Genomic DNA, 13,164 nt, shown 5'->3' with positions numbered 1-13,164 from the left:
AATCTTTGCTCGATATACTTTATTCCCTTCTTTGTCTCGATATTATTTTATTTTCCATTGGAATTAAACATTTTAATGGTTTGATTCCAATAGCAGACCTTTTAGGCTTGTTCATTTTTTCTCTTCTATTCTGGCTCCAATTCAAATTGAAGGAAAGAGAGGATGAAATACGATGGTTAATGGCCATAACCTTTGTAGTAGGCTCGTCCTTTTCCTGGATGGCAACAGCACTGTAAACCTTGAAGGTTTAGATGATAGTACTAAGAAGGCTTATATTGGGCTTTGTAACCTCCATGTACCTTTCCATCCTAAACCCTCTTTTTCGATTATGTAGGGCCAGCCTCATAGGACTCAACATGGCAGCATATGCAACAATAATAGCCTACACAGGCCTCCTAAACATCACAGACGATATCAAAAAATTCATCATAGAACACCAAACATGCATTGGAGGGGACATTATAGATGGGATTCTTTTTATATGGAGTTTAAAAGAGCTTAGTAGTGAAGGTGTCACCTTGGCAAGTGGTATTTTTTCGATTGCTTCTCTACTATTAGCAGAAGGTGATTTAATTGTGAATGTAAGAACGAATTATCTTCCAACTGAATATTGGAAATATGTTTCTTACCATAGAACTTGGCGGCATGGTTATGAACTTAAAATTTATGTTGGCGAAGACCATTGCATACACTACATTGAAATCCCAAAGAACCCAGATGGTACTTTAAGATGGGATGAAGCAGTGTATATCTGATTAGGAGGATGATATGATGGTAAAGTACATTTTTTATTTTAGTTATTTCCTTTCTTATTTTACTGCTGCATTGGTTGTGGTTAGTCTCCGTTTCCCCTATATTATCAGCAAATTAATTGTCTATTCCATTTACATAGTGAACATGTTTCTCTTAATTTACCTATTAGGCAAGGATGAGTTGGGAAAAACTGAAAATGAAACTGTCAGAGCACTTGGAGGCTTGCTTGTAATTATAGGCTTCTTTGGCCTTGCATAAAAGAAAAGCAGCCCCCCACGCCCAAAAAAACTGGAAAATCTTAGAAAAAACCTATAAAAAATATCACAACTCATGATAATGTTGAAGTCTATGTGGATTTACATTCCAGGATATCCTCAATTATGCTCTTGTGGAGGGATTTATAGGACTCAACATGGCAGCATATGCAACAATAATAGCCTACACAGGCCTCCTAAACATCACAGACGATATCAAAAAATTCATCATAGAACACCAAACATGCATTCTAGAGGATGTTTTCCATGGTATATTAGATATTGCAACTGTTGCCGGTGTCACTGCTGTTATGGGTCCTTTGGGTTTTATAAGTGTGATAGTGGCTGAAGGTGATTTGATTTTAAGGATACGGACTCATTATCTTCCCCAAGAATATTGGAAGTATATTTCGATTCATCGTACCTGGATTTATGGTTATGAGTTGAGAAGTTATGTTGGTGAGGATCATTGTATACACTATATTGAAATACCGAAGAATCCTGATGGTAGTTTGAGGTGGGAGGATGCAGCATACATCTAAGCTTTTTCAGTTTTTGGGGTCGTTATCGTGTTTTACAATTTTGTTGGTTTTACTGTTTACGGGTAGTAAGTTGGCTTTACTGCCTACTAGGCCTGAACTACCTATTATATTGTTAACGTGTCTTTTACTGGGAAATATGTTTTTGCTAATCTATTTTCTGTCGAAGAAGGTGTTCAGAGGCGAGGAAAAAGGTGTGATCGAAACACTTTTTGTTATAATGCTCCTAGTAGGTGTACTTCTCCTTTCTCGGCTATATCATTGAGGAGCGTTAAACCCAACAACAAACCAACAAGCCAATACCAAAATAAAGAGGCTCAGGACATTTCTAGCCTCCAAATAGCAGCCTCCAATCTCATCCCCCCCTCCCAGAATAACCTAAAAATGGATCAAACACCACACTACACAAACCCAAAAGGGGATATCAGGTTCCCAAAAAAGCGACTATCAAAGTTTTCTTCTCGGCCTCCACATATTTTATTTTCAAGCATGACAAAATAAACTCCTCAAGAATCATTATGTAAACAAGAATCATTTTATGACAGCAATATAAGGTTTCTCTTTGCCCATCTGGGGGGGATGGTAAGTGCCTATTTTTTCCTGTTTAAGCTTGTAATGATGGGATTCATGCTCTTGTCTTAAATCCCACCTTTTATATTTTTCGCCCCTAAAAGAGATAGTAATCTTTTTATACTATAATGTGTTATCATATTATGGTGGTGGCTGTGAGGAGGTTGTTGTTTTTTCTGGCGATCCTGTCCTTTTTCTGTCTTTTGGGCAGTTCTTCAGCTGTGAGTTTATCCTATGATGAGATTTGTGACGTTTCAAAGCTGATCGGAAACTACACTGCACAACATGAAAAAATACCATCACAGGTTGTGATTAACGGTAAGAATGTGTCGGCAGACGACTACCTCTACGCCTCATCCTCAACCATCATAAACCTCGATCAGGGTAGGAGAGTTGGCTTGTCATTCAATAGTATGGCCTCCCCGCCCAGTCCAAGTGGAACAGGAACAGGAACACTCCAAAAAGCAGGATACTTGCAGGTGGCAAAGAATGTTAAGGCTTTCATGGAATCCTATGGGAGGTCGCCGAATTATGCCAGCACAGCCATTGGACAAGTCCGCCCAGAAAGCCTAATATATGCCAATGCAAGGATAATAAACTTCTACAACAGCACAGGAAGACTACCAAACTATGTAACAGTAGAATATGTTACAGGTAAGGGTGGAATTATAGTAAGGCCAAGGGCAGACTACACCTACACAATACAAGGCTATAATGTCCAATTCCAGGATAAAAGTACAGGGACAATACAATACTACAAATGGGACTTCGGAGACCAAAGCACAAGCACCCAGAAGAATCCAGTACACGCCTACAAACCAGGAACCTACAAAGTAACCCTAACAGTCCAAGGCTATGGCATAACAGACACGAAGACTATTACATTGGAGGTTATGCTTGCAACGGTCCATGTTAATTCCACGGCAACATCCTCTGGGAAGCCCCTAAATTTAACATTTAAAATTCCGCTCAATGACACGGTTAAATGGATTAGTATAGGGGCTATATCTTCGGGCCTATTCAATGAAACAATATTCCTTGTGGAGGATGGCATAGCATACAAACTAGCCGAGGTCACTAACCCATTCTACCAGGCTAACAGCCAGAGTCAAAGAGAAATAGTCTGGCAAGTCATAGCTGGCCTGAACAGACTCATAGAAATTTACACAAAACTCGGAGCAGAACCTCAAGTGAATGAATATCTCAACAACTTCAATTTAACCCAGGCAGAAAAGATATTCATACTCACAAACTATAACAAGTGCATAGACCCTTTACAGGTCAGTGTGGAGTATCCCGGCGAGGAAAAGGTGACAATAGCCAATATAACATTCCCAGGGAACAAATCAACAAGAACACTCCTCCTACTCTACACAAACGGCCAATACATACACCCACCAGGAGAAACAGGACCCAATATCATAATAAACGACACTCTCATCTGGGAGGCTAGCAACTACGACGCCATCATAACCTACACCCTCGCCACAGGGAAGATAACAAACCAGACATTACAAAAGTGGCTAAACAGGACATACGAGCCCGGACCATTAAAGGCAGCCCACGGAACATTCCTAACAGGCCTTGAAGTAATATACCTCCACGATCTCATCGCAGAAGAAGCAGCCACGCGCTATAATGTAACATGGACCAGGACCATGCCAGTGATGGTCTCAGCAGGAGACCACAGCCCAGGGACATGGATAAGCCTCGAATGCAACCACAACATGGCCGTGAAAGCAGAAGGCACACCCGAAAACATTAAAGCATTCAATTATGCGAGAACATCAGCTATAAATCCAATAGAATACTATGTGATGGAGGCCCTCTTCCCAGGATCAGACCCCACAAGCGCGCCCACAACAGGAATAGGCCTAACACTCCTCAACGGCGGGTCACTAAACATCCTCGAAAGCGGGAATTACACGCTTATCAGTGACGGGCAGGGAAGATACCTCATCATAGACCATGCAACAGGGATAGTAAGGGACATGATCTATGCTTTCATGGGAGCATACTGCTACTACCACCAACAAACAGAATGGGCCCGGGAACTTGGCCAAGCCATAATATTCTCTGAAAAGTTAGATTCGCTCTTGGATGGTAATGGCACAGTAAACCTTGAAGGTTTAGATGATAGTATCAAGAAGGCCTATATTGGCCTTGTAATCTCCATGTACATTGCCCTGGAAGGTCCAATGGCTTTCGTTGATATCCTCAATTATGCTCTTGTGGGTCAGGGACTTATAGGACTCAACATGGCAGCATATGCAACAACAATAGCCTACACAAGCCTCCAAAACATCACAGACGATATCAAAAAATTCATCATAGAACACCAAACATACATTCCAAAAGACATTATAGATATTTTACTTACTGTTTTTGGATACGTGTCAAAAGGAGGTGCTGGGGCGATATTAGGGTCAATTGGGTTTTGTATGTGGTTTGGTGATAAAATATTGAGCTTTAGAGATTATTATCTTCCAAAAGAGTATTGGAAGTATATATCGTATCATCGTTCCTGGTACGATGGTTATGAGTTGAGATGTTATGTTGGTGAGGATCATTGTATACACTATATTGAAATACCGAAGAATCCTGATGGTAGTTTGAGGTGGGATGAAGCAGTATATATCTAAAGTGGAGGGGATCTTATTGGATTATGAATCTTGGTATAAGAGGGCTTATCCTCTTATCTGCATAGTTATGTTCCTATGTATTCTTGCGCTTAAGTATCATTGTGATGTTTTGTCCCTAATAGCAGCCCCTTTAGGCTTGTTCACTCTTCTCCTTTTATGCTGGCTCTACTACGAGTTGAAGGAAAAAGAGTATGAAATAAGATGGATGATGGTAATGCTCCTTATAGTGGGTTTAATTGCATCTCCAGGGGTATAACAGGGCTATTTAATTATTGTCGGGACATCAAACCCCTCAGAGTTCAATGCAACGCCTATTCCCATACAATGGAAGCCTCGACAATATAGGGGATATCATGGAAGGTGCTGCGATCACAAGCATAGCATACAGGCTCCTGAACGGAGAAAAACTAAATATTACAAAAGCTGGGAACTACACCATAATAAACTATGATAATGACTACCTGATCATCGACACTGCAACAGGGATAGTGAGGGATGTCAATATCTTTAAGAATGTTATGGGGGCATATTGTTTCAGCCACCTGCAGACAGAATGGGCAGCCAACCTCGCAAAAGAACTACTGAATGAGACCGGTTTGTGGAAGTTCATTGGATTTGCTGGTGTTTCAGGAGCTGAAGTCGTCGGCTTCGAAGGAGGAGCTGAAGTCGCCATCCTCGAAGCAGGAGCCTTGTCAGCGCCGGCGACAGCTGGCATAGGAATAGTTGTTGCAATAGTCGCTTATATCCTCATCGAACATCCTGAGTGGCTCCCATACATCGAAGATGCCATGATGTTACTCTCACCCGCTGGTCTGCCAACATTCATCGCCTACACACTACTAACAGGAGACACACAACCAATACAAAACTATCTTGAAATACTATCAAGACAGTCTGACGAATGGAGTCAAGCGATAAATGAGTATAGAGAAGCCGTAGATACTCTAAGGGTGATTAGCAGTGGTGGTGTTGGTGGCGATCCCGACGATATAGGAAGGGCTATAAATAATTTAGGTAAACTCATGATGGATGAATGGGATCTGTTCAAGGAGGCTTTAAAGGATGGGAATGTCGTGGGCGCCATAAAACATGGAGGTACTGTAATAGGCACTGGGATGGCTATTGGAAGCCTATTAGCCTATGAGAATCGTGAGACAATAGAAGCCTGCATACTAGGATTCAAAAACTACCTAGAAAAGAAGTTGAGAGAGGCTGGAGGATGAACCCCCTTAAGAAGATAAAGGATTGGATAGCCAGGGGAAAGGCTGGATGGCACCTCAGCGGGGGCCGATCAAGCCTAAAACAGGGAAAATACAAAGAAGCTCTTAAAGAATTCAGGAAAGCCCTCAAGGCGAGTCCAAACGACCCGGAAATCTTGCACTATAATGCAATGACACTACTAAAACTCAAAAGACCAGAGAAAGCCTTAAAATGTTATGAAAAAATCCTCAAAAACAATCCAAAACTAGCAGAAGCATGGAACAACAAAGGAGTAGTCCTTAAAGAACTTAAGAGATATGATGAGGCATTGGAATGCTATGAAAGGGCACTACAAATAGATCCACAAGACGATGGAACATGGAACAACAAAGGAGCGCTCCTTGACACAATCGGTAAACCTGAAAAAGCAATAGAATGCTATGAAAAAGCCTTAGAAATAAACCAAAAAAATGCAAAAGCATGGTATAATAAAGGTAACGGATTACGCAGTCTCGGAAAATATGAGGAGGCATTGGAATGCTATGAAAAAGCATTACAGATAAACGCAGAATTCGTAGAGGCATGGTACAACAAAGCACTAATTTTTGAAGAACTTAAGAGATATGATGAGGCATTGGAATGCTATGGAAGGGCACTACAAATAGATCCACAAGACGATGGAACATGGAACAACAAAGGAGCGCTCCTTGACACAATCGGTAAACCTGAAAAAGCAATAGAATGCTATGAAAAAGCCTTAGAAATAAACCAAAAAAATGCAAAAGCATGGAACAACAAAGGAGTAGTCCTTGAAGAACTTAAGAGATATGATGAGGCATTGGAATGCTATGAAAAAGCCTTAGAAATAAACCTAGAAAACGACGAAACATGGGCTAACAAGGGAGTACTCCTCAGGAAACTTGGAAAATATGAGGAGGCGCTGGAATGTTTTGAAAAAGCCCTTGAAATAAACCCAGAATTCGCCGATGCATGGGAATGGAAAGGTATAATCCTGGAAGACCTCAAAAAACCAGAGGAAGCCCTGAAATGCTACGAGAAAGCCCTCAAACTAAACCCCCAAGACAAAACACTATGGTACATGCAAGGAAAAACACTACAAAAACTTGGAAAACACCAAAAAGCCAAAAAATCCTACAAAAAAGCCCTGAAAATAGACCCAGAATACAAAAAAGCCAAAAAAGCCCTGAAAGAACTCCAAATGAAAGGCTAAAGTCACTCTTAGGATAACAGCACAGCAAACCTTTGAAGGCTTAAAGGACAACGCGAGAAAAGCCTTCAAGAGGCCTTATTAGCCCAATACAACCCGCCCCACACAATCCCATGACCTTTGGAAATCATCAGTTATGGCCTGGTGGGTCAGGGCCTCATAAGAGTTAACATGGCAGCATACGCAACAACAATAGCCTACATAGACTCCAAACTCAACAACATTACAGGTAGCATCAAAGAATTTATCGTGGAACATCAAACATACATCCCAAAGGATATTCTAGATGCAGTAGGTGTGGTTGGTGGCTGTTATTTTATGTTAGAAGGAGGATCTTTTGTGGCAACTGTAGCCTTGTTTTTTGTATTATTGCAGAAGGGGATTTGATTCTTAATATAAGGGATCATTACCTACCTAGGGAATACTGGAAGTATATATCCCTTCATCGTGGCCCGATATATGGATACAAACTGGAAGCATACATTGGTGCGGATAATTGTATACACTACAAGGAGATTCCTAAAAATCCAGATGATACGCTAAGAGAGAATGAAACAATATACATTTAGGTAAATAGAGGGGTTGTAATGATTGAAAGGTCTGAAAAAGGTGAAAGAAAATTTGATATACTTTTTATGGTTACTTTCATAATCTTTTTCCTTGAACTGTTATATTTAAACAGCCCGAAGGTTGAGTTGACTGACTGGTTAGTCGTGGGGCTCCTTTTCGTTTTATTGTATTTTTTCAGAAAAAAAGAAGATTGGATAATTCGCCATCAAGAGGCGATCAGAATTTTTGGGCTAATGATGCTCGCAATTCTTACGATTAGAATCCTTAAGACATGAAAAAACCTTATGTAAACCTATACTAACAGATAAATAAAGAATCAACCCATAATAGGTTCCGCTGCAAGCATAGGATGCCTATCAGAATCATGAGACGATAAAAACTTGCATACTAGGACCCAACGATTACATGAAAAAGAAGTTGAGAGAGGCTGGAATATGAACCCCCTTAAGAAAATAAAGGATTGGATGGCTAGGGGAAGGCTCCGTTCTAATTTACCTTAAAAAATACAAAAAGGCACTAAAATGTTTCGAAAAAGCCATAGAGCTAAATCCAAAAAATTATAGAGCTTGGGGAACTAAAGGAATAACATTACATAACCTTAAGATATATGAAGAAGCATTAAAATGTTATGACAAAGTTCTCCAATTAAATCCACAAGATGATAAAGCTTGGAACAACAAAGGACTAGTTTTCAATGAACTTGGGAGATATGATGAGTCACTAGAATGCTATGAAAAAGCATTACAGATAAACCCCAAACTTGCAGAAGCATGGAACAACAAAGGAGTAGTCCTCAGTGAACTTGGGAGATATGAGGAGGCACTAGAATGCTATGAAAAAGCCCTGGAAATAGATCCAGAAGACGACAAAACATGGAACAACAAAGGACTAGTCCTCGAAGAACTTGGAAAATATAAGGATGCGCTGGAATGCTTTCAAAAAGCCCTTGAAATAAACCCCGAATTCGCCGATGCATGGAAATGGAAAGGCATAATCCTAGAAGACCTCAAAAAACCAGAGGAATCCCTGAAATGCTACAAGAAAGCCCTCAAACTAAACCCCCCAAAACAAAACACTATGGTACATGCAAGGAAAAACACTACAAAAACTCGGCAAACACAAAGAAGCACTAAAATGCTATGAAAAAGCCCTGAAAATAGACCCAGAATACAAAAAAGCCAAAAAAGCCCTGAAAGAACTCACCATCCAAAAAAAATCAACCATAAACCCAAATCCCAGGATCAAAACCTCCACACAACAGGAATAGGCCTAACACTCCTCAACGGCGGGTCACTAAACATCCTCGAAAGCGAGAATTACACGCTTATCAGTGACGGGCAGGGAAGATACCTCATCATAGACCATGCAACAGGGATAGTAAGGGACATGATCTATGCTTTCATGGGAGCATACTGCTACTACCACCAACAGACAGAATGGGCTCGGGAACTTGGCCAAGCCATAATATCTGAAAAGTTAGATTCGCTCTTGGATGGTAATGGCACAGTAAACCTTGAAGGTTTAGATGATAGTACTAAGAAGGCTTATATTGGGCTTTGTAACCTCCATGTACCTTTCCATCCTAAACCCTCTTTTTCGATTATGTAGGGCCAGCCTCATAGGACTCAACATGGCAGCATATGCAACAATAATAGCCTACACAGGCCTCCTAAACATCACAGACGATATCAAAGAATTCATCATAGAACACCAAACATGCATTCTAGAGGATGTTTTCCATGGTATATTAGATATTGCAACTGTTGCCGGTGTCACTGCTGTTATGGGTCCTTTGGGTTTTATAAGTGTGATAGTGGCTGAAGGTGATTTGATTTTAAGGATACGGACTCATTATCTTCCCCAAGAATATTGGAAGTATATTTCGATTCATCGTACCTGGATTTATGGTTATGAGTTGAGAAGTTATGTTGGTGAGGATCATTGTATACACTATATTGAAATACCGAAGAATCCTGATGGTAGTTTGAGGTGGGAGGATGCAGCATACATCTAAGCTTTTTTATTTTTTTGGGGTCGTTATCGTGTTTTACAATTTTGTTGGTTTTACTGTTACGTGTAGTAGGTTGGCTTTACTGCATACTAGGCCTGAACTACCTATTATATTGTTAACGTGTCTTTTACTGGGAAATATGTTTTTGCTAATCTATTTTCTGTCGAAGAAGGTGTTTAGAGGCGAGGAAAAAGGTGTGCTCGAAACACTTTTTGTTATAATGTCCCTAATAGGTGTACTTCTCCTTTCTATGCCATATATTTGAGGAGCGTTAAACCCAACAACAAACCAACAAATCAACACCAAAATAAAGAGGTTCAGGGCATTTTTAGCCTCAGATAGCAGCCCCTTTTAAGTTTTTATTCAGCTTCTACTTCTTTGCGGGATGACCTGAAAGAAATGGATCAACCCCTACACTAGGCATACTCGAAAGGGGAACATAGAAGGATATTAGGTTGCCAAGAAGGAACTGAATATCAAAATTTTCTTCTTGCTTGCCTTCACATGTTTTATTCGTTATATAGATCTATGACGAAGGTAAAACAGTGAAACCCTACCCTCCTCTTCAAGTAGGGTCTGGAATGATCAAGAAATGATCATATCATGGTATGCAGCCCCAGCCATGAAAAAATTTAGGGCCTATTCTTCTACGCCACAGGGTTTAGGGCCCTCATAGGTCAGACAGAATTTTTTTAGTAATCTTAGAGCCCCGGATATGGTTTTTTGACGGCTGTTGCAAACAACAGGATGGGGGCCTGGTCTGAAGCAGCATCTCCACAAGACCTGATTTTATATTCTACTATCCACCAATATAATGTGTGTAGGGGGTTAAGGGATGGAGAAAATATTGGAAAAGATCGAGGAATTTTTTGGTTTTATACCAGAGATATTTAAAGTCCTGGAGGACGAGCCAGAGATCCTGGAAGCATATTATGACAAAATGGAGAAGATTCTATCTAATGATGCGCTCCCACTGGTTACAAAGGAGCTTATAGGGGTTGGAGCTGCAGCAGCCCTTGGATCTGAACACTGTCTTAAAACACATATTAAGGCTGCAAAACGCCTGGACGCGGGTGGTGATGAAATACTACTAGCGATCCTTATAGGAGCATCTATGGCAGAATCAACAGCACTTTCAAGGTCTCTGAGGGTGTTCAAAGAGGAAAGAATGGATCTGTAGAAATCATATACCCCTCATCAATGTATTCATCATCAACGTTAATGGTGATCCTGCTCTGAGGTGGTCCGCTGGCAGATATGGTTGAAAACATGCCAAAATTGACCGCCACATATATACCATACGAAGGATATAGTGGCATTTCGAGGTGAAACACACCGGGCCATAACACATACCACAGATATAAAAACATGCCATCCAGAGGTGAAACACATCCAGCTCTCACACATATCTGTAAGCGACATCATAACCGTCCTGACACCAACATGCAACTTCAGGTGCAGGTACTGCTTTTTCAAACCATCAGGATGTATGAACCACTCCCCAGACAGGATAGCAGATCTAATCCAGAGGATCCGTGATGAAACCGGGGTAGAGAGGGTCCTCATAGCAGGGGGTGAACCCACACTCCAGGAGGACCTTCCTGAACTGACCGAAATCCTCGCAGGAGACTTCCATGTGACAATATCGCCCAACGGCACCCGCAGGGATGTTCTATGGATGAGCACCTTCCATGAGGTCCACGTTGACCTCAAGGCCCTCGACGAGGAGAAACACATCCAGCTGACCGGGGAGTCCAACAGGGAGGTCCTTGAATGCATAGAGGAGTTCTCAGGTTCAGAGAGGATTGAGGTCTCAACGGTCCTCGTGCCTGGCTTTGTTGACCTTGATGAGATTGAGGGGATTGCAGAGTTCCTGTCAGTATGGGATGTTCCCTACAGGATAACAGGGTATGTTGCCCATGGTAACAGCCTCGACGCCCGCAGACCCCGTGACGATGAAATCAGAGAGGCAGCTAGGATCAGCAGGAGGTACCTCAGCAGGGTATCAACATCCCTCGACTTCAGGAGACACACGAAGAGGAGGATGATCATCCGCACCCTCTAGTCCAGGAATAAGGAAGACATCCCGACCTATCGAAAATTATATAAAAAGGTGTTCTTGCAATATTATATGAAGGTTGGGATTTCATGAGGACGACAGTTATTTCCGTGATTTTATTGTTTCTAATCGTGGGGGGAATCTTCACAGCCGCGGCTGCAAATGAAACAGGTAACAATTCCTCTGCAGTGAATAAAACTGTTAAAGGCGGGGGTGGGGTTCAGCCACTCTCATTGTCAGCATCAATAGAGGTGGAGCCCTCAAGCATCAACCTGGGGACTGTCTACCCTGATGGCATCGAAAGGAGCTACCCCAACGCTGTAACAGCGACTGTGACATACTTCTTTGCCTGGCAGGATACCCTTTCTGTCAGGGCCGATGGGAACCTTGTGAACACGGCTGACAGTTCACTCAGGATACCCCTATCCAGCCTCAAATTCAGCACCCCCAGCCTTAGCAAGAGGTCCTTCACGACCTCCGATCAGACCATAATGACATACACCGGAGGGTTCTTTCTCCATGGATCAAGGAGTGTAACCATGAGCCTTTACATCACGGGTACCCCCCTACACTGACCCCGGTACCTATCAGACAACACTCATCTACACAGCAACCTGACCAAACCGCTGCCATCGAAAACCTGTTTTTGTGAACTCAGTCACATATACTTCAAATATATGTTTCTGGTGTCACGAAAAATGAAAAGATTTATATAACATGCTGTGACAATTAATTTTTATCTGAAATACAGGTGATCAATATGAGGGAAAAGTTAATGGGAGTAATCCCGCTTATGGTTGCCCTTGTGTTTGTGGTGGCAATAGGTGCATACAGCTCACCATCCTACGCGGCAACAGCAAGCCAGACAGTTACAGTTACAGTGCCAGAGGCCATCTCAATAGTTGTACCGAATGTTAACTTCGGGAGCATTGCCGCAGGAAGTGAAGGAACAAGCCCTGCTTTCACAGTAAGTAACACAGGTAACGTCAAGATAGACCTCTACGTCAAGGCAGACGCATCAGCATTCACAAGCCCAACTGCTACAGATACAATACCAATAACAGGGTTCAATATTTTCAGTAATGTCACAGGTAACTACCAGAACATCACAACCAGCTCCCTTAAGATATATGACAACATGAACAAGGCATCCCAGGGAGCAGGTACCCCGACAACATGGACAACAACACTCAGACTCTTTGTACCCCCATTCACAGAGGACGGCACATACACAATAACAAACACATACACAGCAGTGAAGCATAACTCACCTGCACCATAAACTCCAATTCTAAACCCAACTTTTTTTCCTATTTTTAAAAATCTTTTAATACCTTA

16 protein-coding genes and 1 pseudogene are annotated in these 13,164 nt (G+C 41.7%); all 17 read left to right on the top strand.

Annotated features, from left to right (window positions below; all coding sequences use genetic code 11):
• Nucleotides 1–251: 251 nt before the first annotated feature.
• The 17 genes and pseudogenes from MTH_RS00365 (at nt 252) to MTH_RS00285 (ending at nt 13,108) form a co-directional block, all read left to right on the top strand.
• Complete coding sequence (locus tag MTH_RS00365) at nt 252–755, top strand: hypothetical protein (RefSeq protein WP_010875719.1); 504 nt, start codon at nt 252–254, stop codon at nt 753–755.
• A 16-nt stretch (nt 756–771) separates the two neighbouring features.
• Complete coding sequence (locus tag MTH_RS00360; RefSeq protein WP_013295925.1) at nt 772–1,011, top strand: hypothetical protein; 240 nt, start codon at nt 772–774, stop codon at nt 1,009–1,011.
• Nucleotides 1,012–1,165: 154 nt separating this feature from the next.
• Complete coding sequence (locus MTH_RS00355; protein ID WP_013295924.1) at nt 1,166–1,549, top strand: hypothetical protein; 384 nt, start codon at nt 1,166–1,168, stop codon at nt 1,547–1,549.
• A gap of 695 nt (nt 1,550–2,244) precedes the next feature.
• Nucleotides 2,245–2,994 (top strand): annotated as a pseudogene (locus MTH_RS10240) (pseudomurein-binding repeat-containing protein); the annotation flags it as partial.
• Between the two features lie 1,380 nt (nt 2,995–4,374).
• Nucleotides 4,375–4,758 carry a hypothetical protein gene (locus MTH_RS10235; protein ID WP_112094552.1) on the top strand — a complete coding sequence of 128 codons (384 nt, stop codon included), beginning with the start codon at nt 4,375–4,377 and terminating at the stop codon, nt 4,756–4,758.
• Entirely contained in the window at nt 4,739–5,014 is a 276-nt protein-coding gene (locus MTH_RS00340) for a hypothetical protein (RefSeq protein WP_010875714.1), read from the top strand. Before MTH_RS10235 ends, MTH_RS00340 begins: the two co-directional genes overlap by 20 nt.
• Before the next feature lie 97 nt (nt 5,015–5,111).
• Nucleotides 5,112–5,981 carry a hypothetical protein gene (locus tag MTH_RS00335; RefSeq protein ID WP_238374212.1) on the top strand — a complete coding sequence of 290 codons (870 nt, stop codon included), beginning with the start codon at nt 5,112–5,114 and terminating at the stop codon, nt 5,979–5,981.
• Nucleotides 5,978–7,189: a tetratricopeptide repeat protein gene (locus tag MTH_RS00330; protein WP_010875712.1), complete on the top strand. Its 1,212-nt coding sequence runs from the start codon at nt 5,978–5,980 to the stop codon at nt 7,187–7,189. The genes MTH_RS00335 and MTH_RS00330 overlap by 4 nt, the downstream gene beginning before the upstream one ends.
• A 168-nt stretch (nt 7,190–7,357) precedes the next feature.
• Complete coding sequence (locus MTH_RS09925) at nt 7,358–7,573, top strand: hypothetical protein (protein WP_238374210.1); 216 nt, start codon at nt 7,358–7,360, stop codon at nt 7,571–7,573.
• Between the two features lie 200 nt (nt 7,574–7,773).
• A complete protein-coding gene (locus MTH_RS00320) occupies nt 7,774–8,031 on the top strand; it encodes a hypothetical protein (protein WP_010875709.1) in 258 nt (85 codons plus the stop codon).
• A gap of 184 nt (nt 8,032–8,215) precedes the next feature.
• Nucleotides 8,216–8,899, top strand: coding sequence for a tetratricopeptide repeat protein (locus MTH_RS09480; protein WP_333473077.1), 684 nt, complete (start codon nt 8,216–8,218; stop codon nt 8,897–8,899).
• Nucleotides 8,841–9,023, top strand: coding sequence for a tetratricopeptide repeat protein (locus tag MTH_RS09920; RefSeq protein WP_010875707.1), 183 nt, complete (start codon nt 8,841–8,843; stop codon nt 9,021–9,023). Before MTH_RS09480 ends, MTH_RS09920 begins: the two co-directional genes overlap by 59 nt.
• Before the next feature lie 258 nt (nt 9,024–9,281).
• On the top strand, nt 9,282–9,770 hold the full coding sequence (locus tag MTH_RS00310; protein WP_238374209.1) for a hypothetical protein: 489 nt from the start codon (nt 9,282–9,284) through the stop codon (nt 9,768–9,770).
• An 832-nt stretch (nt 9,771–10,602) separates the two neighbouring features.
• The gene (locus MTH_RS00300) at nt 10,603–10,947 is read left to right on the top strand and encodes a carboxymuconolactone decarboxylase family protein (RefSeq protein ID WP_010875703.1); all 345 of its coding nucleotides are present in this window, start codon (nt 10,603–10,605) and stop codon (nt 10,945–10,947) included.
• Nucleotides 10,948–11,148: 201 nt separating this feature from the next.
• Nucleotides 11,149–11,832 (top strand): GTP 3',8-cyclase MoaA, encoded by a 684-nt coding sequence (locus MTH_RS00295; protein ID WP_143485716.1) that lies wholly within the window; start codon nt 11,149–11,151, stop codon nt 11,830–11,832.
• A 125-nt stretch (nt 11,833–11,957) separates the two neighbouring features.
• Nucleotides 11,958–12,401: a hypothetical protein gene (locus MTH_RS00290; RefSeq protein ID WP_143485715.1), complete on the top strand. Its 444-nt coding sequence runs from the start codon at nt 11,958–11,960 to the stop codon at nt 12,399–12,401.
• Between the two features lie 185 nt (nt 12,402–12,586).
• Entirely contained in the window at nt 12,587–13,108 is a 522-nt protein-coding gene (locus MTH_RS00285; RefSeq protein ID WP_048060732.1) for a hypothetical protein, read from the top strand.
• The last annotated feature ends 56 nt before the right edge of the window (nt 13,109–13,164 follow it).

The organism is Methanothermobacter thermautotrophicus str. Delta H (genome assembly GCF_000008645.1).
In the GTDB taxonomy this organism is placed as follows: domain Archaea; phylum Methanobacteriota; class Methanobacteria; order Methanobacteriales; family Methanothermobacteraceae; genus Methanothermobacter; species Methanothermobacter thermautotrophicus.
This window is presented reverse-complemented; position numbering and strand designations above follow the sequence as displayed.

Excerpts from the sequence above, each read along its gene's own strand:
- MTH_RS00365 (WP_010875719.1), top strand. The coding sequence starts at position 252 with ATGATAGTACTAAGAAGGCTTATATTGGGCTTTGTAACCTCCATGTAC.
- MTH_RS00360 (WP_013295925.1), top strand. The coding sequence starts at position 772 with ATGGTAAAGTACATTTTTTATTTTAGTTATTTCCTTTCTTATTTTACT.
- MTH_RS00355 (WP_013295924.1), top strand. The coding sequence starts at position 1,166 with ATGGCAGCATATGCAACAATAATAGCCTACACAGGCCTCCTAAACATC.
- MTH_RS10235 (WP_112094552.1), top strand. The coding sequence starts at position 4,375 with ATGGCAGCATATGCAACAACAATAGCCTACACAAGCCTCCAAAACATC.
- MTH_RS00340 (WP_010875714.1), top strand. The coding sequence starts at position 4,739 with ATGAAGCAGTATATATCTAAAGTGGAGGGGATCTTATTGGATTATGAA.
- MTH_RS00335 (WP_238374212.1), top strand. The coding sequence starts at position 5,112 with ATGGAAGGTGCTGCGATCACAAGCATAGCATACAGGCTCCTGAACGGA.
- MTH_RS00330 (WP_010875712.1), top strand. The coding sequence starts at position 5,978 with ATGAACCCCCTTAAGAAGATAAAGGATTGGATAGCCAGGGGAAAGGCT.
- MTH_RS09925 (WP_238374210.1), top strand. The coding sequence starts at position 7,358 with ATGGCAGCATACGCAACAACAATAGCCTACATAGACTCCAAACTCAAC.
- MTH_RS00320 (WP_010875709.1), top strand. The coding sequence starts at position 7,774 with ATGATTGAAAGGTCTGAAAAAGGTGAAAGAAAATTTGATATACTTTTT.
- MTH_RS09920 (WP_010875707.1), top strand. The coding sequence starts at position 8,841 with ATGCAAGGAAAAACACTACAAAAACTCGGCAAACACAAAGAAGCACTA.
- MTH_RS00310 (WP_238374209.1), top strand. The coding sequence starts at position 9,282 with ATGATAGTACTAAGAAGGCTTATATTGGGCTTTGTAACCTCCATGTAC.
- MTH_RS00300 (WP_010875703.1), top strand. The coding sequence starts at position 10,603 with ATGGAGAAAATATTGGAAAAGATCGAGGAATTTTTTGGTTTTATACCA.
- MTH_RS00285 (WP_048060732.1), top strand. The coding sequence starts at position 12,587 with ATGAGGGAAAAGTTAATGGGAGTAATCCCGCTTATGGTTGCCCTTGTG.